This window comes from Skermanella rosea (assembly GCF_016806835.2).
In the GTDB taxonomy this organism is placed as follows: domain Bacteria; phylum Pseudomonadota; class Alphaproteobacteria; order Azospirillales; family Azospirillaceae; genus Skermanella; species Skermanella rosea.
Genome location: NZ_CP086111.1, coordinates 4,763,856 through 4,789,007 on the forward strand (window position 1 = coordinate 4,763,856; position 25,152 = coordinate 4,789,007).

General features: G+C 69.2%; 21 protein-coding genes. 16 read left to right on the plus strand and 5 right to left on the minus strand.

What is annotated here, in order from left to right:
- Positions 1 to 5 precede the first annotated feature (5 nt).
- From yidC to JL101_RS22365, 4 genes are all read left to right on the plus strand, one after another.
- On the plus strand, positions 6 to 1,751 hold the full coding sequence (gene yidC / locus JL101_RS22350; RefSeq protein ID WP_203096198.1) for a membrane protein insertase YidC: 1,746 nt from the start codon (positions 6 to 8) through the stop codon (positions 1,749 to 1,751).
- A 104-nt stretch (positions 1,752 to 1,855) separates the two neighbouring features.
- A complete protein-coding gene (gene yihA / locus JL101_RS22355) occupies positions 1,856 to 2,521 on the plus strand; it encodes a ribosome biogenesis GTP-binding protein YihA/YsxC (protein ID WP_203096196.1) in 666 nt (221 codons plus the stop codon).
- A 124-nt stretch (positions 2,522 to 2,645) separates the two neighbouring features.
- Positions 2,646 to 3,572 (plus strand): acetylglutamate kinase, encoded by a 927-nt coding sequence (gene argB / locus JL101_RS22360; protein WP_203096194.1) that lies wholly within the window; start codon positions 2,646 to 2,648, stop codon positions 3,570 to 3,572.
- A 210-nt stretch (positions 3,573 to 3,782) separates the two neighbouring features.
- Positions 3,783 to 4,088: a hypothetical protein gene (locus JL101_RS22365; RefSeq protein WP_203096192.1), complete on the plus strand. Its 306-nt coding sequence runs from the start codon at positions 3,783 to 3,785 to the stop codon at positions 4,086 to 4,088.
- A 291-nt stretch (positions 4,089 to 4,379) separates the two neighbouring features.
- On the opposite strand, the gene JL101_RS22370 is transcribed toward JL101_RS22365, so the two are convergent.
- Positions 4,380 to 4,517: a hypothetical protein gene (locus JL101_RS22370; RefSeq protein WP_203096190.1), complete on the minus strand. Its 138-nt coding sequence runs from the start codon at positions 4,515 to 4,517 to the stop codon at positions 4,380 to 4,382.
- Between the two features lie 147 nt (positions 4,518 to 4,664).
- The gene (locus JL101_RS22375; RefSeq protein WP_203096188.1) at positions 4,665 to 5,324 is read right to left on the minus strand and encodes a hypothetical protein; all 660 of its coding nucleotides are present in this window, start codon (positions 5,322 to 5,324) and stop codon (positions 4,665 to 4,667) included.
- A gap of 134 nt (positions 5,325 to 5,458) precedes the next feature.
- Between JL101_RS22375 and JL101_RS22380 the strand changes: the two genes are divergently transcribed.
- The 10 genes from JL101_RS22380 (at position 5,459) to JL101_RS22425 (ending at position 18,783) form a co-directional block, all read left to right on the plus strand.
- The gene (locus JL101_RS22380) at positions 5,459 to 6,190 is read left to right on the plus strand and encodes a pyrimidine 5'-nucleotidase (protein WP_203096593.1); all 732 of its coding nucleotides are present in this window, start codon (positions 5,459 to 5,461) and stop codon (positions 6,188 to 6,190) included.
- Positions 6,191 to 6,253: 63 nt separating this feature from the next.
- The gene (dapD, locus tag JL101_RS22385; RefSeq protein WP_203096186.1) at positions 6,254 to 7,123 is read left to right on the plus strand and encodes a 2,3,4,5-tetrahydropyridine-2,6-dicarboxylate N-succinyltransferase; all 870 of its coding nucleotides are present in this window, start codon (positions 6,254 to 6,256) and stop codon (positions 7,121 to 7,123) included.
- A complete protein-coding gene (gene dapE / locus JL101_RS22390) occupies positions 7,123 to 8,316 on the plus strand; it encodes a succinyl-diaminopimelate desuccinylase (RefSeq protein WP_203096184.1) in 1,194 nt (397 codons plus the stop codon). Before dapD ends, dapE begins: the two co-directional genes overlap by 1 nt.
- Positions 8,313 to 8,885, plus strand: coding sequence for a hypothetical protein (locus JL101_RS22395; protein ID WP_203096181.1), 573 nt, complete (start codon positions 8,313 to 8,315; stop codon positions 8,883 to 8,885). Before dapE ends, JL101_RS22395 begins: the two co-directional genes overlap by 4 nt.
- A 241-nt stretch (positions 8,886 to 9,126) precedes the next feature.
- Positions 9,127 to 9,795 (plus strand): LuxR C-terminal-related transcriptional regulator, encoded by a 669-nt coding sequence (locus tag JL101_RS22400; protein ID WP_203096179.1) that lies wholly within the window; start codon positions 9,127 to 9,129, stop codon positions 9,793 to 9,795.
- A 27-nt stretch (positions 9,796 to 9,822) separates the two neighbouring features.
- Complete coding sequence (locus JL101_RS22405; protein ID WP_203096177.1) at positions 9,823 to 11,355, plus strand: ATP-binding protein; 1,533 nt, start codon at positions 9,823 to 9,825, stop codon at positions 11,353 to 11,355.
- Between the two features lie 166 nt (positions 11,356 to 11,521).
- Positions 11,522 to 13,612, plus strand: coding sequence for an XrtA/PEP-CTERM system histidine kinase PrsK (gene prsK / locus JL101_RS22410; RefSeq protein ID WP_203096175.1), 2,091 nt, complete (start codon positions 11,522 to 11,524; stop codon positions 13,610 to 13,612).
- Complete coding sequence (gene prsR / locus JL101_RS22415; protein ID WP_203096173.1) at positions 13,609 to 14,970, plus strand: PEP-CTERM-box response regulator transcription factor; 1,362 nt, start codon at positions 13,609 to 13,611, stop codon at positions 14,968 to 14,970. Before prsK ends, prsR begins: the two co-directional genes overlap by 4 nt.
- 13 nt (positions 14,971 to 14,983) lie before the next feature.
- Positions 14,984 to 17,767, plus strand: a complete 2,784-nt coding sequence (prsT, locus tag JL101_RS22420; RefSeq protein ID WP_203096171.1) for an XrtA/PEP-CTERM system TPR-repeat protein PrsT — start codon at positions 14,984 to 14,986, stop codon at positions 17,765 to 17,767.
- A gap of 5 nt (positions 17,768 to 17,772) precedes the next feature.
- A complete protein-coding gene (locus tag JL101_RS22425; protein ID WP_203096168.1) occupies positions 17,773 to 18,783 on the plus strand; it encodes a methyltransferase domain-containing protein in 1,011 nt (336 codons plus the stop codon).
- A 108-nt stretch (positions 18,784 to 18,891) separates the two neighbouring features.
- Here JL101_RS22425 and JL101_RS22430 read toward each other — a convergent pair whose 3' ends face one another.
- From JL101_RS22430 to JL101_RS22440, 3 genes are read right to left on the minus strand one after another with little or no spacing between them, the layout of a single operon-like run.
- Positions 18,892 to 19,830 carry a glycosyltransferase family 2 protein gene (locus tag JL101_RS22430; RefSeq protein ID WP_203096166.1) on the minus strand — a complete coding sequence of 313 codons (939 nt, stop codon included), beginning with the start codon at positions 19,828 to 19,830 and terminating at the stop codon, positions 18,892 to 18,894.
- Positions 19,827 to 21,008, minus strand: coding sequence for a glycosyltransferase (locus JL101_RS22435; RefSeq protein ID WP_203096164.1), 1,182 nt, complete (start codon positions 21,006 to 21,008; stop codon positions 19,827 to 19,829). The genes JL101_RS22430 and JL101_RS22435 overlap by 4 nt, the downstream gene beginning before the upstream one ends.
- A gap of 34 nt (positions 21,009 to 21,042) precedes the next feature.
- Positions 21,043 to 22,368, minus strand: coding sequence for a putative O-glycosylation ligase, exosortase A system-associated (locus JL101_RS22440; RefSeq protein ID WP_203096162.1), 1,326 nt, complete (start codon positions 22,366 to 22,368; stop codon positions 21,043 to 21,045).
- Positions 22,369 to 22,769: 401 nt separating this feature from the next.
- Between JL101_RS22440 and JL101_RS22445 the strand changes: the two genes are divergently transcribed.
- Positions 22,770 to 24,182: a glycosyltransferase gene (locus tag JL101_RS22445; protein WP_203096160.1), complete on the plus strand. Its 1,413-nt coding sequence runs from the start codon at positions 22,770 to 22,772 to the stop codon at positions 24,180 to 24,182.
- Between the two features lie 208 nt (positions 24,183 to 24,390).
- Complete coding sequence (locus JL101_RS22450; RefSeq protein ID WP_228435074.1) at positions 24,391 to 25,077, plus strand: substrate-binding periplasmic protein; 687 nt, start codon at positions 24,391 to 24,393, stop codon at positions 25,075 to 25,077.
- Positions 25,078 to 25,152: the final 75 nt, after the last annotated feature.

The window sequence follows — 25,152 nt, forward strand, 5'->3', positions numbered from 1 at the left end:
GATCCATGACTGACCAGCGCAACCTCCTCGTGGCGATCCTGCTGTCGATCGTCATCCTGCTCGGATTTCAGTACTTCTACGAAATCCCGCGCATGGAACAGCGCAAGGCGGAATTGGCGCAACAGCGCGCGGAAGAGCAGGCCCGCCTGCCCGCTCCGACCACTCCGGACGGCATCACCGCCGACGGATCGCCGGTTCCGATCCCGGGGGCCCCGGCCGCGGGCGCTCCGCAGGACCGCTCCCAGGTGGTGGCGGCCGGCCAGCGGGTCCGGATCGACACGCCGCGCCTGCACGGCACGATCTCGACCGTCGGAGCGCGCGTGGATGACCTGACGCTGGCCGACTACCACGTGACGCCAGACCGCAGCAGCCCGGAGATCGTGCTGCTCTCCCCCGCCGGGACCACCCAGCCCTATTACGCCGAGTTCGGCTGGGTTCCGGCCGCCGGGACCGACCAGCCGGTGCCGAACGCCTCGACCCAGTGGACCGCGCCGGACCAGCCGCTGACGCCGGACAATCCGGTCACCATGACCTGGGACAACGGCCAGGGGCTGGTGTTCGAGAAGACCTTCTCGGTCGACCAGAACTACATGTTCACGGTGACCCAGCGGGTGCGCAACAACACGGGAGCGCCGGTGTCGCTGGTGCCCTACGGGCTGGTGTCGCGCCACGGCACGCCGCCGACCCTGGGCTACTACATCCTGCACGAAGGCCCGCTGGGCGTCTTCGACGGCACGCTGCGCGAGTACAAGTACGGCGACATCAAGGAAGACGGCAACATCCAGCACCAGACCACCGGCGGCTGGATGGGCATCACCGACAAGTACTGGCTGGTATCGCTGATCCCGGACCAGGACGACCAGTTCCGGTCGCAGGTCCGCCACACCTCGGCGAACGGCCAGGACCGCTATCAGGTCGACTATACCGGCCAGCCGGTCACGATCGCCCCGGGCGAGAGCACCGAGACGACCAACCGCCTGTTCGCCGGCGCCAAGCAGGTCAAGCTGCTGGACGCCTACGCGGAGCAGTACGGCATCAAGAACTTCGACCTCGCGATCGACTTCGGCTGGTTCTACTTCCTGACCAAGCCGTTCTTCTACGCGCTGGATTTCTTCGGCACGCTGTTCGGCAATTTCGGCGTGGCGATCCTGGTGTTCACCGTCTGCGTCAAGGCGGTCTTCTTCCCCCTGGCCAACAAGTCCTACAAGGCCATGAGCAAGATGAAGGCCCTGCAGCCGGAGATGACCAAGATCCGCGAGCGCTTCGGCGACGACCGCCAGCGGATGAGCCAGGAGATGATGGCGCTGTACAAGCGCGAGAAGGCCAACCCGGTCAGCGGCTGCCTGCCGATCCTGATCCAGATCCCGGTGTTCTTCGCGCTCTACAAGGTGCTGTTCGTCACCATCGAGATGCGGCACGCGCCGTTCTTCGGCTGGATCAAGGACCTGTCGGCCCCCGATCCGACCACCATCTTCAACCTGTTCGGCCTGTTCCCCTGGGACCCGCCGAGCCTGCTGCACCTGGGCGTCTGGCCGATCATCATGGGCATCACGATGTACCTGCAGCAGAAGCTGAACCCGGCACCGCCGGACCCGGTGCAGGCGAAGGTGTTCATGGCGCTGCCCTTCGTGTTCACCTTCATGCTCGCCAGCTTCCCGGCCGGACTGGTGATCTACTGGGCGTGGAACAACAGCCTGTCGATCCTGCAGCAATGGATCATCATGCGCCGCATGGGCGTCAAGGTGACCTGACGCGGGAGCCCCGCTCCGACAGCGCCGCCCCGGGCAACCGCGGGCGGCGTTCGTCGTTATGAGACATGGGCCCAGAGCCAGAGAGAAGAAGGAACGCGACCGCCATGACCGGCCCGATCATCCCGACCCTGATGCCCGAGCAGACCGAGTCCGGCCTGGAGGAGGGCCGCCTGCTGTTCGCCAAGGAGTGCAACTTCATCTGGGGTGCGGCCGACGAGGCCAACCTGCCGGAGGCCACCCTGCCGGAGATCGCCTTCGCCGGCCGGTCCAACGTCGGCAAGTCGAGCCTCGTGAACGCCCTGACCGGCCGCAAGACGCTGGCCCGCACGTCCAACACGCCGGGGCGCACGCAGCAGCTCAACTTCTTCGACCTGGGCGGCAGGATGATCCTGGTCGACCTGCCGGGCTACGGCTATGCCAAGGAGTCCAAGACCAAGGTCGCCGCCTGGACCGGGCTGGTGAAGAACTACCTGAAGGGCCGGGTCACGCTCCGCCGGATCTGCCTGCTGATCGACGGCCGCCACGGGCTGAAGCCGAACGACGTCGAGATCATGGACATGCTCGACAAGGCGGCGGTGCCCTACCAGGTCGTTCTGACCAAGATGGACAAGGTCAAGAAGGCCGAGCAGGCCGCCGTCGTGGAGAAAACCGTCGCCGGCCTGAGGAAGCATCCCGCCGCCCATCCCGAGGTGGCCTCGACCAGTTCCGAGGAAGGCACCGGCATCCCCGAGCTGCGCGCCAGCCTGGCGACCCTGGCGCTGCCGGCCTGACCGAGTCCGGCCGGGGGACGCGAAGTCACGGCAGTGTTGCGGCCGAATCACTTGCAACGGGAAAGCGGTCTGTCGCAAAACCGCCGCTAGCAGGCACCACCCCATTGGCTTAGAGTCCCGCGCCATGAGCGAACCGACCGTCCCCCCCGCCCCGCCGCAGCTGTCCCGCGAGGAATGGCTGAACAAGGCCAGGACCCTGTCCGAGGCCCTTCCCTATATGCGCCGCTATTCCGGCCGCACCTTCGTGATCAAGTACGGCGGCCACGCGATGGGCGACGAGTCGCTGGGCGAGATGTTCGCCCGGGACGTCGTGCTGCTGAAGCAGGTCGGCATCAACCCCGTGGTGGTCCACGGCGGCGGGCCGCAGATCGGCGCCATGCTGGAGCGGCTGAAGATCAAGAGCTCCTTCGTCGACGGCCTGCGCGTCACCGACAAGGAAACGGTGGACATCGTCGAGATGGTCCTGTCCGGCTCCATCAACAAGCAGATCGTCACCGCGATCAACAACCAGGGCGGCAAGGCGGTCGGCTTGTCCGGCAAGGACGGCCACCTGATCAGTGCCCGCAAGCTGCGCCGGACCCAGCGGGACACCGACAGCAACATAGAGAAGATCCTGGATTTGGGCTTCGTCGGGGAGCCGTACCAGGTGAACCCCCAGATCCTGGAGACCTTCGAGAAGTCGGACGTGATCCCGGTGATCGCGCCGATCGGCCTGGGCCGCAACGGCGAGACCTACAACATCAACGCCGACACGGCGGCCGGCGCCATCGCCGCCGCGCTGGGGGCCACCCGCCTGTTCCTGCTGACCGACGTCGTCGGCGTGCTGGACAAGCAGAAGAACCTGATTCCCAACATGATGCTGGAGGACGCCCGCCGCTACATGACCGACGGCACGATCACCGGCGGCATGATCCCGAAGATCGAAACCTGCATCTCTGCGGTCGAGCAGGGCGTCGACGCCTCGGTCATCCTGGACGGCCGGGTACCCCACGCCCTGCTGCTGGAGATCTTCACCGAAGGCGGCGCCGGAACGATGATCGGGCGGGACTGAGGCGCCGACCGGCCGCCGAAGGGGGACCCGGTTCCCCCTTCCCATGCCTGATCCATCCACCACAGCGGCATCACCGGGTTAGCCCCGACGCCGACAAGGTCGATGCGACATGCTACGCGGTTGTCTATACGTGGCGGCTCGCCGACGACGAAAGCCCCTGTGGCTGGATGATTTCAGCGCGCAAAGCAAACCGTTGGGAGTCGCGGATTCATGAAACGGTATTCCCTGGAGGAGGTCGCCGAGGCTCATCCGGCGGACTTCCGGAAGATAGAGGCGACGACCGACGCCGACATTGAGCGCCACATCGCGGAGGACTCCGACACCGCGCCCGATCTGGGCAGCCAGTCCCCCTCCGAGTTCGTCGCCCGCTCCCCCGACCTGGACGCCAGGGTAATTCGCAAGCGGCTCGGCATCACCCAGGAAGAGTTCGCCTCCCTTTCGGAATCAACAGCTGGACGCTGCGGGAGTGGGAACAGCATCGCCGTGAGCCGGATGGACTGGCCCAGGCGCTCCTGAGGGCGCAGGAACGTCTATACCAACGGATCCGGCCGGCATGCCGACAAAATGCTGGCCCGGCTGCCTGGCCGTTCCACTCGCCGCACTGTGTTGGGCCATGGGCCCAACCTACGGTTCGATGCAGGGCAAAGGTGATGCGAGCCGACGATTGTAGGTAGGGCCCGTGACCCAACGCATCGGATCGGCTGTCCCGGACGGATCGACCTGATCGGGCACAGCTCTAGCGCGACGCTCCTTCGCCCGGATCAGGCAGGACGTCGCCGCCGCAAGATTCCTCGTCCCCGGCCCCGTTCAAAAATCCAGGAAGGCGCTGCGCTCTCCAGCGGCCGCCCGATTCCTGAAGTACTCCTCGGTCTGCAGTGCCGACAGCTCCACCGCGGCAGCCTTCAACGATGGTTGAGGTCGCAAAGTGTAGTTAAGCTTGCTCATCCGATTCTCGTCGCGTCTTCAGAAAAGACTACATCGGAAACGAATCGACCTGCGAGAGCGAAATGGCGGCGGAATGGGCGACGGAGGCTTCCTTCGCCGCTGTCCATGATGCATGCCCGTCCTTCGCCTTTAGGTGCCCCGCCCCCCTCAGCGCGCCGGCGGCTGGTTCCGGACGGCCCGGTCGAGCATTTCCCGCACGACGGCGTCCTCGCTGCGCTTGGTCGCCATGGCGGTGCCGCGGACGATGGCGTCGGTCAGGTCCATGGCCCGGGTCAGGTCGACGCGCCACTCCCCGTTCTCGCGCACGAAGTCGGCGGGCACCATGACGGGGCGCTGGTTGACCACCAGGGTGCCGCTGGCGCGATCGCCGCGCACCGACACTTTCTCCATGCCGGCCTGGGTGATGACGTTGGGTCCCAGCCAGTTCTTGCGCAGGCCGAACTCGACGATCTGGGCCGGGGTCATGCGCTTCAGCTCCGCCGGCTTCAGATAGTGCTGCAATCCCAGCGCGCCGAACTTCTCCGACGGGCCGAGACCCGCCATCTCGCCGTCCAGAGCCGCCTTGCGGGTCCGCTCGACGCGGGCGAGGCTATCGCGCGACAGCAGCTCCAGCACGCCGCTGCCGTCCTTCGCCAGAAGCGCTTGGCGGGCCGCGACGAAGGTCTCGCCGACCGCGGTGGCGTCCTGGTGGGCCGGCGCCACCTGCGCCAGGGCCGGAGAGCCTTCCGGGTAACCCGCGCTGATGCCGGCGCCGGCGAGGATCGCCACGCCCAGCAACGCATTGCGCACCGCAGCCACAGTCTTCATTCCATCCTATCCGTCACGAAGAGGGATCCTTCCCCCGGGGCGTCCATCACATAATGCGCGAATGCGGCGACGCAAAGGCGTCCCCCGCGGTGCAGCCACTTGCCGTACCGGCCCATCCGGCCCATTGTCACGCCATGACCGCGACCGACACCCGCTCCCCCTCGCCCCTTTCAGGCATCGACGTCTGGATCTTCGATCTGGACAACACGCTCTACCCGGCCTCCAGCAACCTGTTCGCCCAGATCGACCAGCGCATGACCGAGTTCATCGGCGAGCGCTTCGACCTGCCGTGGGACGAGGCGCGCCGCCGGCAGAAGCAGTTCTTCCGCGACTACGGCACGACGCTGCGCGGCCTGATGACGGAGCACGACGTCGATCCGATCGAGTTCATGGATTACGTCCACGACATCGACGTGACGCCGGTGATCCCCAGCCCCGAGCTGGACCGGGCGCTGGAACGGCTGCCCGGCCGCAAGATCGTCTATACCAACGGGTCCTGCCGCCACGCCGACAACGTGCTGGCCCGCCTCGGCATCGCGCGGCATTTCGACGTGATCTACGACATCGTCGCGGCGGGCTACGTGCCGAAGCCCGATCCCCGCCCCTATGGCGAACTGGTCGAGCGGCACGGCATCGAACCCCGGCGCGCCTGCATGGTCGAGGACATCGCGCGCAACCTGGTCCCGGCCGCGGCACTCGGCATGACCACCGTCTGGGTCCGGACCGAAGCCGACTTCGCCCGCCCCGACCGCGGCGGCGTCGGGCATGGCGACCACATCCATCATGCGGTGGACGACCTGATCGAATGGCTGGTCGGCCTGACGCGGCCGGGCGGGTCTCCGGACGCGACTGCGGTCGGCAGTTGACAGCGGCTTTGCCGGTGAACCATGTTCCGGTTTCCCTGATATAGAGCCGGATCGACCCCTGCCATGACCTCCGCCGACACGACCGACCTTCAGACCGCCATCGAGGCCGCCTGGGAAAACCGCGACCAGCTGAATACCGGCACCAGGGGCGCCGTCCGCGACGCGGTCGAGACCGCCCTGGCGGGCCTGGACGAGGGTCGCTTCCGGGTGGCGGAGCGTTCCGGCGACGGCGGCTGGCAGGTCAACCAGTGGTTGAAGAAGGCGGTCCTGCTGTCGTTCCGCCTCAACGACATGGCGCCGATCCCCGGCGGGCCGGTAGACGCGGCGCTGGGCGCGTCCTCCTGGTTCGACAAGGTGCCGTCCAAGTTCGCCGGCTGGGACGACCAGCGGTTCCGCGCCGCCGGGTTCCGCGCGGTGCCCAACTGCGTGGTGCGGCGGTCCGCCTACATCGCGCCGGGCGTCGTGCTGATGCCGAGCTTCGTCAACATCGGCGCCTATGTGGACAGCGGCACCATGGTGGACACCTGGGCGACCGTCGGTTCCTGCGCCCAGATCGGCAAGAACTGCCATATCTCCGGCGGTGCCGGCATCGGCGGCGTTCTGGAGCCCCTTCAGGCGGACCCCGTGATCATCGAGGACAACTGCTTCATCGGCGCCCGCTCGGAAGTCGCGGAAGGCGTGCGGGTCGAGACCGGCTCCGTGCTGTCGATGGGCGTCTATCTCGGCGCCTCGACCCGGATCGTCAACCGCGAGACCGGCGAGATCCTGTACGGCCGCGTTCCGGCCTACTCGGTCGTGGTCTCCGGCACCATGCCGGGCAAGCCGCTGCCCGACGGCAGCCCCGGCCCCAGCCTCTACTGCGCCGTCATCGTGAAGCAGGTGGACGAGCGGACCCGCTCCAAGACCTCGATCAACGAACTGCTGCGCGCCTGATGACCGCCGCCCCGGCAGCGTTGGACCCTGTTGCCCTGACCCAGGCGCTGGTGCGCTGCCCCAGCGTCACGCCGGCCGACGCCGGCGCGCTCGACGTGCTGCGGCGGGCGCTGGAGCCGCTGGGCTTCGTCTGCCACCGGCTCCGCTTCGAGGAGGAGGGGACGGCCCCGGTCGACAACCTGTACGCCCGCCTCGGCACCGCCGGCCCGAACCTCTGCTTCGCCGGCCACACCGACGTGGTGCCGCCGGGCGACCCCGCGGCCTGGGCCGCCGACCCGTTCGCCGGCACGATCGTCGACGGCCGGCTCTACGGCCGGGGCGCCTCCGACATGAAGGCCGCCGTCGCCGCCTTCGCGGCGGCGGTCGCCCGGCGGCTCGGCCGCGCGGGTCCGCCGCCCGGCTCGATCAGCCTGCTGATCACCGGGGACGAGGAAGGGCCCGCCGTCAACGGCACGCGCAAGGTGCTGGACTGGCTGGCGGAAAAGGGCGAGGTGCTGGACGCCTGCATCGTCGGCGAACCGACCAATCCCAACACCCTGGGCGAGATGATCAAGGTCGGCCGCCGGGGCAGCATCACCGGCTACCTGACCGTGTACGGCACCCAAGGCCACGTGGCCTATCCCCACCTGGCCGACAATCCCCTGCCCCGCCTGGTGCGGATGCTGGCGGCGCTGACGGCGGAGCCGCTGGACCGGGGCAACGCCCATTTCCAGCCCTCCACCCTGGCGATCACCACCATCGACGTGGGCAACCCGGCGGACAATGTGATTCCGGCCAGGGGCTCGGCCAGCTTCAACATCCGCTTCAACGACGAGCACACGTCGGACACGCTGAAGGACTGGATCAGGCGGACCTGCGACACCGTCGGCGGGGTTTACGACCTGAAGTTCCGGGTCAGCGGCGAGAGCTTCCTGACGCCGCCCGGCCGCCTGAGCGATCTGGTCGCCGACGCGGTCGAGCGGGTGACCGGCCGCCGGCCGGAGCTGAGCACCACCGGCGGCACGTCGGACGCCCGGTTCATCAGGTCGCACTGCCCGGTGGTCGAGTTCGGCATCGTCGGGCAGACCATGCACAAGGTGGACGAGCATGTGGCCGTGGCCGACGTGGAACGGCTGACCGCCATCTACGAGGCCGTGATCGACGGGTTCTTCGCTCCCGATCCTTCCCCATCCACCGGAGGCGACGCGGCATGACGCTGACGGCACGGGAAGCGGTCTATTCGATCTTCGGGGCCTACCGGCTGGCCATGCTCGACAAGACCGGCCTCAGCTATTTCGACCGCACGCCGGAAGGCGCCCTGCGATCCTTCTACGCCGCCCTGATCGTCCTGCCGGCCTATGCCGTGCTGGTCGTGCTGCGCCTGTGGGACGTGCTGCCCCAGGTATCGGCCCTGCGCTTCATCACGGTGGAAGGGCTGGCCTATGTCATAAGCTGGAGCGCCTTCCCGCTCGCCATGTTCCACATCAGCGGGCTGCTCGACCGTTCAGGCCGGTATTTCGACTTCCTGAGCGCCTACAACTGGTCCTCGGTGATCCAGATGGGCGTCTACCTGCCGGTCGTGGCCGTCGCGGATTCCGGCCTGGTGCCCGAAAGCCTGGGCGAGGGAATGGTACTGATCGTGACGCTTCTGGTGCTGATCTACCAGTGGTTCATCGCCCGGACGACCCTGGACATCAGCGGCGGCGCCGCGGCAGGCGTGGTCCTGCTCGACATGGTCCTGGCCGTCTTCATCACGGGCACCGCCGACGGCATGCTGGGCTGAACGCTCCCTGGTCTTGCGGATTAAAACAATTCGATCGGACTGTCGGCCCGGACTCCGCGCTATGGTGGCACGTGGTCCCGCGCGGTCGCGCCCGTGTCCAGCTTAGGCGCATCGGCTGACTTAACCGGGACTTCGAACCGTTATAGCCTGGGCACCAGCCGGCGAACCTGGATCGGGCCCCGCTCCGAAGGGATCGGGCGGGCCGGACACGAAACGATCGGCCAAGAAGAATGGAATCGCGATGATCAAACTCCTGCATATCGACGCCAGCGATTCCTATCGGTCGCTCCTGGCCGCCATGGCTCCGGCCGGTGCCTTCGCTGTCACGGCATCCCATTCCGGCGTCGCGGAAGCGACCGGGGACGACCGGGGGCTGTCCGGGTGCGACATGGTCATCCTGAGCGGCGCCGCCGCGGATCAGGCGGGAACGGGCATCGCGGCGCTCAAGGCCGCCGCGCCGACCAAGCCGATCGTCATCCTGGCCGAGCGCCTCTCCCTCGACAGCCTGGGCGCCAGCTTCGAGGCCGGGGCGATGGGCTATCTGGTCAAGTCGATCTCCCATGACGCGCTGTTCGAATCCCTGATGCTGGTGATCCTGGGCGAGAAGGTCTTCCCCGCGCAACTCGCCGATCTCTTGATCGAGAAGACACCGCACGACCTGGACCCCGGCCTGGCCGAACGCCGCCGCGCCCTGACCGCGAAGGAGTTCGAGGTCATGCAGTACGTCAAGCTGGGCTACAGCAACAAGCAGATCGCACGGACGCTGGGAATTGCGGACATAACGGTCCGTCTTCATATCAACAACGCGTTCCGCAAGATGAACGTGAAGAACCGCATCCAGGGCGCGCTCTGGATGATCGAGCACGAGGAGGAGCTGAACGCCCGGAAGACGATGCCGCGGGCCGGATAGTTCCAAACAGGACGGCGGTTGGATGCCATGAACGTTGACAAGCCGGATCTGCCCAGGGACGCCGCGGTCGGACGGCAGTCGACGCATCTCTGGATCGCGCGTCCGGACGGCAGCCTGGATTATGTCAACGGCAGCTGGCGCCGCTTCGCTGGCCGCTCCGCTTCGGACATGCTCGCCGACGGCTGGCAGCGGCTCGTCCATCCCGACGACCTGCCGGGCTTCCTGGCGGACTGGCGGGAGGCCTGCCGGTCCGGCACCCCGATGACGGCAGAGGTCCGGCTGCTGGCCGCCGACGGCTCGGCGCCCGTCTTCGTCGTGCAGGCGCAGCCGCTGACCGGCGGCGGCGGCGCGATCCTCAACTGGCACGGGATCAACACCGTCTTCCCGGCGGACTCCCCGGCCCTGTTCCACGGAAGCGAGAAGCCGTCGGAGATCATGGCGCGCGTCCGCACCCGGATGATCGCCTCGGCCGACCACGACCTGAGGCAACCGCTGAGCGCGCTGTCCTTCCTGTCGAATTCCCTCACCAAGCGCCTGCACGACCCGATCTCCCAGGATCTGCTGGCCGCCATGGGCCGGGCGATCCAGTCCATGCAGACGGTGGTCGACGGCCAGCTCTATTTCGACCAGGTGGATTCGGGGCAGGTCCAGCTCAACCTCACCGACCACCCCGTCAACGCCTCGCTGGTGACGCTGGCGAACGAGTTCAGCCCGATGGCGGAGCGCAAGGGACTGGGCTTCACGCTCCATCCCAGTTCCGCCACCGTCCGGACCGATCCGGCGCTGCTGGACACCATGCTGAAGAACCTGGTCTGCAACGCGCTCCGCTACACGGCCGAGGGCCGCGTCGTGGTCGGATGCCGCCGCCGGGGCGACTGGCTCCGCATCCAGGTGCTGGACACCGGCCGCGGCATCGCCGCGGAGGAGCTGGGGCTGATCTGGCAGGACTTCTTCCGCAGCTCGCAGAGCGTCCGCTCCTATCCCGGAGGCTTCGGACTCGGCCTGCCGGTGGTGAAGCGCCTGGCGGAGCGGCTCGGGCACACGGTGGAGGTCTCGACCACCCCCGGCCGAGGCTCCTGCTTCACCATCGCCCTGCCGCTGAGTCATCGCTCGGCGGCGCCGGCACCGGCCGGCGGCACGGCCGCGACACGGCCGCTCGACGGCCTGAGGCTGCTGGTCCTGACCGAGGAAACGGCCGCCGCCAACGCGATCCGGCTGCTCGTGGAGGAATGGGGTGGGACGGTCGAAACCGCGCGCACGGCGGCGGAGGCGGAGAGGCTCCTGGCCGGCGCCTCCGTCCCGCCCGACGCCATCGTCGCCGACTTCCGGCTGGGCGGACGGGCCGGCGTAGCCGGCGGCATCTTCACCATGCACACGCTGATCGGCGGCCAGGGCCATTCCCTGAAGGCGCCGGTGCGCGGCTTCATCCTGTCCGGGGACGACGGCGCCGTGCGGGAACGCGAGATCGAACTGGCCGGCTACGGCATGATCGCCAAGCCGATCGACCCCGAAGCCCTGTTCCGGGCGCTCTTCCCGATTCCCCGCCGGCGGCGACCGTAAAGAATCCCGACGATGCCGCCGTCAAACCCCTGACCAGAAACGCGCAATTCCGGTTTGTCCGGTGTCGGCGGTGTCAAAGGGGCTGACACATTGGGATTAGCCGATTGGCCCCGCAGACGCGGGCTCTCCCCGGCGCTACTGTCCCCACGCACAGTGCGGACAGAGAATGCAGCTCGACCAGACGATGATCGGTGCGGCGACCCATGGGGTCGCGGCGCTCACATATCTGATCCTGACGGCTCTGCTGGCCGGGACCTGGCGGCGCAACCGCCCCGGCGGGGCCCACGGCGTGGCGCTGATCGCCGCCGTCCTGCTGACCGCGGCCTGGGCGGGCGCCGAAGCCTTCGCGCGGATCGCCGCCCTGCCGCCGGCCGTCCCGGAATCGCTGCTGGTGCTCCGCTCGGCCGGCTGGCTGCTGTTCCTCCTGGTCGTGCTGCGCGCGGTGACCCACGGCCCTGCCGCCGGGTTCTGGCGGAATCCCCTCGCCGCCGTGGTGGGCGTGGTGACTGCGGTGGCCCTTGCCGACGCGGCGGTTCCCCTGCCGGTCGGCGGTTTCGCCGACGTCTCGCTGGTGGCCGGGCTGGCGATGGCGGTTCTGGGGCTGCTGATGGTGGAGAACCTGTTCCTGTTCACCCGCGACAGCGCCCGCTGGACCTTCAAGCATCTGCTGATCGGGCTGGGCGGGCTGTTCGCCTTCGACCTGTTCCTGCACAGCGGGGCGCTGCTGCTGGGCCGCACCGATCCCATGGCGCTGGCCGCGCGGCCCCTGGTCCAGGTGCTGGCGGTGCCGTTCCTGCTGGTGTCGGCTGCGCGTATCCGCACCCTGTCGTTCGACGTCACGATCTCGCGCGAGACGGTGCTGCACACCACGGCGCTGGTCGGCAGCGGCGTCTACCTGCTGGGCGTCGCGGCGATCGGTTACCTGCTGCGCGAGACCAGCATGACCCTGGGGCCGCTGGTCCAGATGCTGTTCTTCATGGGCGCCGTCATGGTCCTGGCGGTGCTGCTTCTGTCCGGCGAACTGCGCGCCCGCGCCCGGATGGCGATCGCGCGCAACTTCTTCAGCCTCACCTACGATTACCGGCGGGAATGGCTGCGCTTCATCCGCACGTTGTCGGACAGCGCGTCGCAGACCGGCCTGCACGAGCGCGCCGTCCGCGCCATGGCCGACCTGTTCGAATGCAGCAGCGGCGCCCTGTTCCTGCGCGGGCGGGGCGACATCTACGCCATGGCCGGGCGCTACAACTGGTCGGGCGGCGCCGGCATGCTGGCGCTGCCCAACGCCCTGGCCGAGCGGCTGGGCGAGCGGCGCGTGGTTCTGAACCTGCGCGACGGGCTGGACCTGTCCGGCGACCCGGCCGAGCAGGCGGTGCTGGGCTGGCTGCGCCGGCTCAACGCGCCCTGGCTGCTGGTGCCGCTTCGCCTGCGCGACGAGATCGTCGGCGCCATCGTGCTGAGCGAGCCGCGGGCGCCGCGCGACCTGACCTGGGAGGACGAGGACCTGCTGGAGATCCTGGGCGTCCAGGTCGGCAGCTACATCGCGGAGGAGCAGGCGAGCCGGGCCCTGTTCGAGGCCCAGCGGTTCGAGCGGCTGGGCCAGTCCTTCAGCTTCGTGGCCCATGACCTGAAGAACATGGTCAGCCAGCTCTCCCTGATCCTTCAGCACGCCGAGAAGCACGGCGACAAGCCGGAGTTCCAGCGCGACACGCTGGAGACGATCGGCGACTCGGTGGAGCGGATGCGGGCGCTGCTGGGTCGCCTGCGCGAGCGCGCCGAATCCGGCCCGGACCCGGTGGCCGGGGCGGCGGACCTGCGCGCCATGCTGCTCGACGTGGTCGAGCCGCGGCGCCATGCCCTGCCCGGCCTGGCGTTCGGCCGGCTGGACGAGGGCGTCGCGGTCGCCGTGGACCGGCTGGGCTTCACCGCCGCGGTCGAGAACCTGGTGCAGAACGCGATCGACGCCGCGCGCGGCCGGATCCGCGTCTCCGGCTTCGCCGAGGGCGGCCATGCCGTGGTCGAGGTGGCCGACGACGGGCCGGGCATGACCGACGCCTTCATCCGCGACCACCTGTTCCGCCCCTTCGCCTCGACCAAGACCACCGGCTACGGCATCGGCATGTACCAGACGCGCGACCTGATCGAGCGCTGGGGCGGCCATCTGGAGATCGAGAGCGAGGTCGGCGCCGGCACCACGGCCCGGGTGCTGATGCCCCTCGCCGCGGCGCCATCGCACACGGAACGGCAGGCCATACCATGACGGCACGCACCCTGCTGCTGGTCGACGACGACCCCGCCATCCTGCGCGGCCTGAAATGGTCGTTCGAGGACTGGGAGGTGCATACCGCCTCCGACCGCGAGAGCGCGCTCCGGCAGGTCAAGGCCCACCGGCCGGCGGTCGTGACCCTCGACCTGGGCCTGCCGCCTGCCCCCGACGACGCGGTGGAGGGGTTGCGGACCCTGGCCGAGATCCTGGCGGCGGCGCCCGGGACCAAGGTGATCGTGGTGACCGGCAACGAGGAGCGGGCCCACGCGGTCCGCGCGATCGCGCTCGGCGCCTACGACTTCTACCAGAAGCCGATCGACGGCCAGGTGCTGGGCCTGATCGTCGATCGGGCCTGCAAGGTCTGGGAGCTGGAGGCGGAGAACCGCCGGCTCCAGCAGGCGCGGGAGCCCAGCTTCCAGGGCATCGTTACCGGCGACGACGGGATGCTGGCGCTGTGCCGCACGGTGGAGAAGGTGGCGCCGACCGACATCAGCGTCCTGCTGCTGGGCGAGAGCGGCACCGGCAAGGAGCTGTTCGCCCGGGCGCTGCACGAACTCGGTCCGCGCCGCCGGGCGCCCTTCGTCGCCATCAACTGCGCCGCAATCCCGGAGAACCTGCTGGAATCCGAGCTGTTCGGCCACGAGCGCGGTGCCTTCACCGGCGCCGTCCGGCAGGTCAAGGGCAAGATCGAGACGGCGCAGAAGGGAACGCTGTTCCTGGACGAGATCGGCGACATGCCGATGAGCCTCCAGGTCAAGCTGCTGCGGTTCATCCAGGAGCGGGTGATCGAGCGGGTCGGCGGGCGCGAGCCGATCCCGGTGGATGTCCGGATCGTCTGCGCCACGCACCAGGACCTGGAGGCCCGGATCCGCGACGGCGCGTTCCGCGAGGACCTGTTCTACCGGATCGGCGAGATGGCGCTTAACATACCGCCGCTGCGCGACCGGGGCGACGACTGCGTCCTGCTGGCCCGCCACCTGATCGACAAATTCTCCGCCGACCATGGCCGGCGCAGGCTCCAGCTCTCCCCGGACGCGCTCGCGGCGCTGCGCCGCCACCCCTGGATGGGCAATGTCCGGGAGCTGGAGAACCGCATCAAGCGGGCGGTGATCCTGGCCGGCGGGCAGAGCATCACGGCCGCCGACATGGGACTGGCGGCACCGGCCGGCGATGACGCCGGGCAAGCCTCGGCGACGCTCCAGCAGGCGCGCGACGAGGCGGAGCGGAAGGCGCTGTCCAGCGCGCTCGCCCTGTCCGCCGGCAACCTGTCGGCCGCCGCCAAGATCCTGGGCGTCAGCCGCCCGACGATCTACAGCCTGCTGAAGCAGCACAACGTGAATACGCCGTCCTGAGGAGGGACCTTCCATGAAGACGCATCCGCCGACGAAAGCCCGGCACGGCATGCGGCGCAAGCTGGGCCGCCTGATGGCCGCGGCGTCGATCGCGGCCCTGGGCGCGGGCTTCACCCCCGCGCATGCCGACGCCCAGCGCTCCCAGGGCTTCTACCAGGACGCCGTCCGCCAGTACGAGGCCGGCAACGCCGGCGCCGCGGTGATCCAGCTGCGCAACGCGCTCCAGCAGGACGCCGGCAACCTGGAGGCCCGCCTGTTGCTCGGCGAGCTGTACCTGCGCACCGGCGACCCCGTCTCGGCCGAGAAGGAGCTGCGCCGCGTCTTCGACGCCAGGCGCGGCGACGCGGTTGAACTGCTGCTGGCGCAGTCGCTGATGCTGCAGCGCCGCTTCGGCGACGTCTTCGAGGTCCTGTCGCCCCAGGGCGCCACGCCGGAAGCGACCCGGGCCAAGCTGGTCCTGACCGGGCAGGCCTATATCGGCACCGGCCAGATCGACGACGCCGAGACCATGTTCCGGACCGCGCTGGACGGAGCCCCGGACGCGGTGGACGCCAAGCTCGGCCTAGCCCGCGTCGAGGCCCTGCGCAACGACCTGGACTCCGCCTCGGCGCTGGTGGAGGAGGTTCTCCGGGCCGATCCCGACAGCCTGGAAGGGCTGCTGCTGTCGAGCGAGATCGACCTGGTCCGGCAGCGCACCGACAACGCCCTGGCCGCCCTCAACCGCGCCGGCTCGATCGCCCCCGACGACCCCAGGGTGCTGCTGCCGCGCGCCCGCGTCCGGCTCCAGACCGGGCTGGTCGACGAGGCGGAGAAGGACGTGGCCCGCGTCCTCCAGCGGTCGCCCAGGGACGTCACGGCCCGCTACCTGAAGGCGTCGATCCAGATGATCCGGGGCGACGCCGACGGCGCGCGGGAGACCTTCCTGCCGATCGAGGACGCCCTGGCCGACTACACGCCCGCCCTCCTGCTGAACGCGCTGATCAAGTTCAATACCGGCCAGTATGCCCAGGCCGAAGCCGCCCTGAACCGCTTCAGCGCGGTGATGCCCGACCATACCGGCGCCCGCCGGATGCTCGCCGCGACCCATCTGCGCACCGAGAACCCCTTGAGCGCGGTCGAGGTGCTGAAGCCCCTGGTCGCGGCCCATCCGGAAGACCTGACCGCCCGCCAGATGCTGGCCGGCGCCTATCTGCGGCTGGGCGAGTTCGATCAGGCGACCGCGATCTACCGCGACCTCGCCACGGTGCGCGACCGCCAGACGGCGCTCCGCGCCCGCTCCACCCTGGGCCTGCTCCAGGCCGCCGGCGACCAGTCGCAGGACCTGCCGCCGGAGAAGCGGCAACAGGCGGCGCTGGTGCTGGACTATATCCGCAACGGCGAGTTCCGGCGGGCCCACGAGGCGGTCGCGGCGATGCGGCAGGGCGAACCGGACAACCCGATGCTGGCCAGCCTGGACGCCGCCGTCTACATGGCCGAGGGCGACCTGGGCGCCGCCCGGTCGAAGCTCGAGGACGCCCGGCGGATGGACCCGGAGATGGCCGAGCTGATCGGCAACCTGAACGCCGTGGATGTCCGCATGGGCAACCTGGAGGCCGTGGAGAAGCGCCTGCGCGACGACGCCGCCGCGAACCCGCGGGACGAGCAGCCGGCATTGCGGCTGGCGCAGTTCCTGGCGCGCGGCCAGCGCCCGGACGAGGCGATCGCCGTGCTGGAGGGCGCCGCGGCCGCCCAGCAGGATTCGATCCCGGTGCGCCGGGCGCTCGCCGACCTGTACGCTCGCCGCTCCGACAAGGCCAAGTTGCAGGCGGTCGCGGCCCAGCTCCGCCAGATCGGCGCCGGCCGGCCGGAAGGCCTGGCCGCCGCCGCGGCGGTCTACCGCGCCGCGAACGAACCGGGCAAGGCGGCGGACGCGCTGCGCGACTATGTCAGGGCAAAGCCCGACGACACCGAGGCCCAGGTCGCCCTGGCCCAGAACCTGATGGCGGCCGGCAGGCAGGCCGAGGCGAAGCCGGTCCTGGAGGGGATCAAGGCGAAGGACCCCGCCAACCCTGTGGCGACCCTCGGGCTGATCGACCTGGCGCTGGCCGCCAACGACGCGGAGGGCGCGCTGGGGCTGGCCGACGGCCTCGCCCAGGCCGACCCGGTGGCTTCCGCCCAGCTCCGGAGCAACGTCCTCATCAGGACGAACCGCCCGGCCGACGCGCTGACGTCGCTGGAGCAGGCGATGCAGCGCACGCCGGACCGCCGGCTCGCCATGGCGCTGTTCGAGGTTCGCCGCAACCAGGGACAGGTCGACCGGTCCATCGCCGGGCTGGAAGACTGGGTCCGGGAGAACCCCGACGACACGTCGGTGCGCACCGTGCTGGCCGATACCTACCTGACCCTGCAGAACCTGAAGCAGGCCGAGACCCACTACGACGTGCTGGTTCGGAACCGGCCGAACGACCCGATGCTGCTGAACAACGCCGCCTGGCTGAAGCATGAACTGGACCGGCCGGAAGCGCTGGAACTGGCGCGCCAAGCCTACGCCGCCGCTCCCAACTCGCCGGAGATCGCCGACACGCTGGGCTGGATCCTGGTCCAGGCGGGCGAGACCGGCGAGGGCCTGAACCTGCTGCGCCGCGCCGCCGCCGTCGCTCCGGACAACCGGGACATCCAGTACCACCTGGCCTATGCGCTGAACGCCTCGGGCGCCAAGGACGAGGCCACGGCGATCCTGGAGAAGCTGACCCAGGGCGACCAGGCGTTCCAGGCTCGCGACGATGCGGCGGAGCTGCTGGCCTCGATCAGGCGATAGGGACCATGCAGCTCCGGGTCTCCCCCGCCGCCCCGTCGCGCGCGCTTTCCGACTCGCTGGTGTGCCCGCGCTGCCGGGCTCCGCTGATCGGCCGGGAAACCGGGCTGGCCTGCACGGCTCCCGAGTGCGGCAGGGTCTATCCGGTCGTGGACGGCACCCCCATCCTGATCCACGACGAGAACAGCGTCTTCGCCGTCGCCGACTTCACGGCGCGGCGCGGCGGGGCCGGCGGGGGGCCCGAGACGATCAAGCTCCGCGACGAGGCGCCGGCCCGGGGCCTCAAGGCCGCCCTGCGGCGCGCGGCGGAACGGGCGATCTATTTCTCGGTCAACGCGTCGGACTGGAGTTCGGAGAAGTCGATCGACTACGTGGCCCGGGCGCTGCCCGAGGCGCGCATCCTGGTGACCGGGGCCGGCGACAAGCGCTACCCCGACCTGCCCAACGTCCGGTACGTCTATACCGACGTGATCCTGGGCCAAGGGGCCGACCATGTCTGCGACCTCCACGACCTGCCCTTCGCCGACGCCACCTTCGACGCCGTGATCGCGGTCGCGGTGCTGGAGCATGTCGCCGACCCGTACCGCTGCGTCGCCGAGATCGCCAGGGTGCTCAAGCCCGGCGGCTACGTCTACTCGGTGACGCCCTTCATGCAGCAGGTCCATATGGGCCGCTATGACTTCACCCGCTTCACCTTCCTGGGCCACCGCCGGCTGTTCCGCCATTTCACGGAGATCAAGGCCGGCATGGCGCTCGGTCCGGCCGGCGCGCTCGCCTGGTCGTTCGAGTATTTCGTGCTCAGCTTCTTCCGGGACCGGCGGGCGCGGAAATACGCCAGGGCCGCAGCGAAGATGGCGACCATCCCGCTGAAATATCTCGACCGCGTCCTGGCCAAGCGCGAAGGCTCGCTGGACGCCGCCGGAGGCGTATATTTCTTCGGCACCAAGGCGGAGCAGCCGATCTCCGACCGCGACCTCCTGAAATTCTACCGCGGCCTCGACGTCGTCTACGAGGATTGACGCGGCGAAGGGAGGAATGGGGCACAGATAACGGCGATGGACATGGATACCGCCCGGATCATCTCCGTCCATCGCCGTCATCCGTGGCAAGACTATACATTATCCGACCTACAGCCCCGACGGGTTCTCGCCGTTCAGGACGCCGCGGCCGGCGGACAGGGCGGCGCGGGCGATCTCGGCGGGGGGCAGGCCTTGGAGCCGCAGCCAGCGGACCGCCTCGACGAAGCGCCGGTCGCGCGCGGCGCGGGTCAGCAGGACGCGGGCGGCCCAGTAGCGGCGCGCCTCCAGGATCGGGCGCAGGCGGTCGGACCCGGCGCGGGCGTCGAGCCAGCGGATCACCCGGCCCAGGGCCTCGACATTGTCCATCAGGCGCGGCAGCACGCGGGTTTCGTCGCGCGACAGGCTGGCCGGGATGTTGGCGATGACCGTCCCCGGTTCGGGTGCGAACCCGATGCGGTTCGCCGCGATGGCGGCGCGCCAGAACAGCTCGAAATCCTCGCAGGTCCGCAGGTCGGTCGGGAACAGTCCGCCGATCCGGTCCAGCAGGTCCCGGCGCAGGATCACGCTCGACGTCTTGATGTGCCAACCCGTCAGCAGCGCGGCGGGGTCGCAGCGCTGCTCGACCGTCAGCGGCGATTCCGGGTCCGGCTCGGTTCCACAGGCCTGCTCGAAGTCCTGGACGCAGCGGGAGTGGATGAAATCCAGGCCGGGTTCCCGCCCGATCATCCGGCGGGCATTCTCCAGCTTGCCCGGCAGCCAGGCGTCGTCCGAATCAAGCAGCGCCACCCAGTCGCCGGTCGCCACCCCGATGCCGAGGTTCCGCGCGGCACCCGCTCCCCGGTTGGCCTGCCGGAGCGCCACCACGGGCGGGCCGCCCTCGCGCCCCACGGCTTCCAGGATGTCCGCCGTCCCGTCGATCGAGCCGTCGTCCACGACGATGACCTCGTGGGCCGGGAAGGTCTGGGCGCGCACGGACCGGACCGCCCGGGCGACATGCTCCGCTCGGTTGTAGGTCGGGATCACCACGCTGAAGCGCGGACCGGTCATGACGCCAGGGACAGCGGCTGTCCGCCCGGACCGCCGACCAGCGCCGCCCGCAGGTCGTCCTTCAGCCGTCCGGCCAGCCGGGGCGCGCATGCCGCCCTGACCGCCTCGACCTGGGCGCGGTAGCGCCCGCCCTCCCCCAGCGTGTCGCGGAGGCCGCTGCGGATAAGGTCGGCCATCTCCTCCCCGTCGCGGCACAGATAGCCGATGTCGCCGTGGCGGTCGAACAGGTCGCGGAAGATCGGCAGGTCGAAGGCCAGCATCGGCTTGGCGAACGCCAGGGCGTCGGCCAGCACGCCGCTGGGCGAGTAGCGGTAATGGTCGCCCCGGTAGGGCATGCAGACGAAATGCAAGCGGGCCAGGGCGTCGACATAGTCGCGCCGTCCCAGCTTGGCCGCGGCGGGCCGGCTGGCGAGCGCCTCCAGGTCGGCCCCGGCCATGTCGGCGCCGAGCCGGCCGGCGGCATGGAACTCCACGCCCGGCCCTGCCGCCCGGCCGGCGATGTCCAGGAACTCGGCAAAGCCCTTCTCGCGCGAGGCGCCGCCCATGAAGCCGATGCGCAGCGGGCCGTCCGCGACGGGCGCCGGCGCGGACGCCGCCTCGACCGAGCTGACGGGGTGCGGCAGCACGCGGACGTCGGCGGGATTCAGGCCGGGCAGCGCCGCCAGCAGCTCGCCCCGGATCGCCGGCTCCATCACGAAATAGCGGATCGGCAGCCGGCTCGGCAGCGACAGGGCGGTCCGCAGGTCGGTCAGCCGGGTGACGGGGTTGCGTGACCGCCAGGACCACAGCAATGCCAGGTTCCCGTGCAGGACCACATGGACGTCGCGCACGCTCGACCGAAGGCCGCGCAGCTTCAGCGCGGCGATCAGCGACGGGCACGAGCTGGCCAGGATCAGGTGGGACTCGGTGGCATCGGCCAGCAGCCGGCCGGCGAACTCCAGGTCGTGGCGCATCCGGCCGCGGAAGTCGGGCGTCCGGGGCGGCAGCTCGACCGGCCGGAAATCCACATCAGCCCCGTCGGCAGGGTCGATCAGGGAGCGGATCAGGCCGATATGCCCGGCCTCGCCGTAGAAGCGGACGGGCTCGCCGGGAAAGGCGCGCACGACGGTTTCCAGCAGGCCGGTATTCACCGGCACATGCTCGTCGCCCCAGATGATGGGTTCGGTGACGATGATCATGGTCGGGCGGACATACCGGACGGTGCGGACCCGGTCAACTCGCCGGGGCGCCGGTGGCGGCTGGCCGCAGGAAGCCGCCCCGGCTGACCCGCGCCACCGCCGGCTCGGCCGCCGCCCGTTCCGCCCGCTCGGCCGCGGCCAGGATCGCCTTGACCGAGGTCACGATCACCACGGACACGAAGAACACCGTGTAATAGGCCATCGACAGCGCCGCCCCGGCGACGAAGTAGCTGATGAAGCTGACCTGCATCATCCGTCCCAGGTGGAACGCCCACTCGAACTCCGGCCGGTCCCGGCTCATCCGGATGATCGCCCGGGCGTTCAGCCAGCCGACCAGGCCGATCCCCAGGAAGATCCCCAGCCCGATCGGCCCCTGGTCGCCCAGCACCTGGAAATAGATGCTGTGGGCCGCGCGTTGCGGCCGGCCGGGGACGTAGCGCTGGAACACCTGCCGGACCTCCGTCGTGGCGAGGCCGCCGCCCACCAGCGGGCGGTCGGCCGCCACCCGCATCGCGTAGTTCCAGGCGTCGAACCGGCCCTGGACCGATTCGTCTTTCTGGTAGTTCTCGATCGTGCCGATGCGCTCCTTCCAGCTGTCCGGCATCATCGTCACGGCGGGCACGAAGGAGGCCAGCAGGAGCACCATGGTCACGAACTTGCCGGACGAGCGCAGCCAGAACACGAAGGCGGTCACGCTGAGCGCCAGGAACCCGCCGCGCGAGTAGCTCCCGATCACCGAGATGATGGTCAGCGCCATGGCTAGCGCCAGGCCCAGCTTGATCAGCCGGTTGGCCGTGGTCACCCGCAGGTAGTTCATCAGCGGGATGACCATGCAGCAGGCGAGCGCCAGGTGGTTGCGGTCCTCGATGATCGATTGCGGCGGCCCGAGCACGGTATAGGCGCCGCCGTTGGCGATCGTGAAGCCGCCGCCCTTGACCCCGAAATAGCCGATCGACAGCGTGATCATCCAGATCAGCGCCTGGATGCGGACCTGGCTGCGCATGATCGCCGCGACGGCCAGGGCGAAGACCAGGTTCTTGATGTGCAGGTCCCAGTGGAACCAAGAATTGGACGGCGCCAGCGAGGTGGCCGTCGTGAGCGTCATCCAGGCCATGAACAGCAGGATCATGACCGTGGCGGCGTTCAACGGCAGGCGCTTCGGTTCCCTCGCCACCAGCCACGCGATGAAGGTGATGACGACGATCACCAGGTTCAGTTGGAGGGCGTAGGTGAAGTCCCAGGTCAGGCGGTGCGGGCTCATGATCGCGATCCAGGCCCAGGTGAGCACGCCGACCGCCGGCATCGTCAGCGCCATCACCGCGAGGACCAGGAAAAGCATGAACAGAATGAGGGAACGCATTCAGTGCCCGTCCACCGGAATTCCAAAATCCCTAAAAATCTTTGAAAAGACCATCCGCCGAACGGCCGGCCGCGGCAGTCCGGACCGCATCATGGCGGCCATTTACGGTGCCCGGACCCGTAAGGGTCAAATTGAACTTGGAAGTAAGCCCATTTCGCACTATTGGCCCCCTTTGACTTTTTGCGTAGTGATATGGCGGGTGTGTTTCATGCCGCTTGGCAATATTTCCCGGGTATCGGCGGCATCCTTCAAGGCGGACGAACCGTTTGCCCTCTGGTTGTTCATTCCGGGGGGGTCGTTCATTCCGGGGGGCCGTCCGCCCCGCGGAGCCGTGTCCTGAAGGATCGGGCCCGAAAGGAACTAGGTTGACTGGGTTTGCTTCTTCACAGATTGATCAGGCCATGGTGTCGGCATCCGGCCGCGACGGCGAGGAGCGGAGCGACCGCGATCCCCTGAAGGTGCTGATCCTGTCCTGGTATTTCCCGCCGTCCAACACGATCGGCGCGATCCGGGTCGGCAAGCTGGCCAAGTACCTGATGCGCCGCCATGTGGACGTGCGGGTCGTGACCGCGCGCGAGCCCGACCTCGCCAAGACCCTGCCGCTGGAGATCCCGCCGGAACGGGTCGTCTATACCCGCGCGGTGGACGTCAACCGGCCGATCGACGTGGTCGGCAACCTGCGCAACCGCCTGCTGCGCCGGACGCCGGCGCCGGGCGGCGGCGCTCCGGCCGGGGCCGGCGGTGCCGGCGCAGGGGGCCGAAGCTCCCTGGTCGGCAGGGTCCTGTCCACGGTCAGCGACCTCTATCTCAACCTGTCCAACCTGCCGGACCGCTATGTCGGTTGGCTGCCCTGGGCCGTCGCGGGGGCCAGGCGCACCTGCCGCGACTGGAAGCCCGACCTGATCTACGTGACCGGCCCGCCCTTCACCGCCTTCCTCGCCGGCCACCATCTCAGCGCCCGGCTGGGCGTGCCCTGGATCGCCGAGTTCCGCGACCGCTGGGCCGACGACCCCTATTTCGAGGCGCCGGACTGGCGGATGGCGCTGCTCGACCGCATGGAACGCCGGGTCGCCGGCAGCGCCAGCGGCATCGTCACCGTGTCCGAGCCCTGGACCGAGTTCTACCGCGCCAAGTACGGCAAGCCGGTCGCGACCATCTACAACGGCTACGACCCCCAGGACTTCCCGCTGCCGACCGAGCCGCCCCCGGCCTCGCCGGACCTGACCATCACCTATGCCGGCGTGCTCTATTCCGGCCGGCGGGACCCCTCGCCGCTGTTCCAGGCGCTGGCCCTGCTGGGGCCGGAGCGGGAGCGGGTCCGGATCGAGTTCTACGGCAGCGACCCCGGGCTGGTGTTCCCCCCGGCCGAGCGGGCGGGCGTCACCGACCGGGTCACGGTCCACCCCGCCGTGCCCTACAAGCGGTCGCTGGAGATCCAGCGCCGGTCCGACGTGCTGCTGCTGCTCCAGTGGAACAACCCGCGCGAGCAGGGCAACGTGCCGGCCAAGCTGTTCGAGTATTTCGGCGTGCTCCGCCCCATCCTCGGCATCGGCCTGGAGGACGGCGTGCCCGCGCGCCTGATCCGCGAGCGTCAGGCCGGCTTCTTCTCCAACGATCCCCAGGCCATCGCCGACCAGATCCGCCGCTGGCTGGCCGCCAAGGACGCCGCCGGCGGCCGCCTGGAACGCCTGCCGCCCGCCGCCCGCGAGGGCCTGTCGCGCGACATCCAGTTCGAGCGGCTGCTGGATTTCTGCGCCAAGGTCATCCAGCCCGCCGCCGCCGACTGCGCCACCCGCAAGCCCAGGGACGCCTGAGGGACTCAGGCGAATTCCCGGACTTTTGCCATAAAAACTGCCAAGAACCGCATCGTCGGATGTCATGGAAGGATGGTACCCAGCCGACGGTTGGCAGCGTTCCGAATGACGGGGGCTGAAGATGGCGCGGGCGACGGAAGTACTTATCGCCATTGTCGGTGCAATGATCGCCGTATCCTCCGCCGCCTCGGCGGAGGAAAAGACCGTCATGATCAACACGCTGGAGTGGTGCCCCTATGTCTGCGCCGACGCCGCCGACGGCGGCTTCAACACCGTCATCGTGCGCGACGCGTTCCAGGCGATGGGCTATACGCTCCAGTACGAGATCCTCCCCTGGCAGTGCGCCGTCGCGCAGGCCAAGGACAGCGACACGGTCGCCGGCTATTTTCCCGAGTACCCGGCGGAAATCGAAGGCTTCACGCTGTCGGACAGCATCGGCGAGAGCCCGCTCGGCCTGATAATGCCCGCCGGTGCCAAGGTGCCGGAAGTCACGCCCGCCGGCTTGGCGAAGCTGAAGCTCGGCGTCGTCAGCGGCTACGTCAACGCGGCCCCGGTGAGGGAGGCGGTCGAGAAGCATGGTCTGAAGACCGAAGGCGTGGTGGACGACGTCATCAACATTCGCAAGGTCGCCGCAGGCCGGATCGACGCGGCCGAAATCGACCGGTATGTCTTTGCCCACCTCCTCCGCACGGAAAAGCAGCTCGCCCCGTTGCGCACCCAGGTGGATTACGCCGCGACGATGGAGATCAAGACCCTCCACATCGCTTTCAACAACGGCCCTTACGGACGCAGGATCGCCGAGATCTTCGCCGAGGGACTGAAGCGGATAGACGTGAAGGCGCTGCAAAGCCGCTATTTCGCGCAGGCGCCCACGACCGGCACCGTGGCCCGCTGAAGCCGCATCCATGCGATCGTCAACTCGAAAGTGCCGAAGATCCCTCTCCGCCCTCCCGACCGCCTTCGCCTTGTC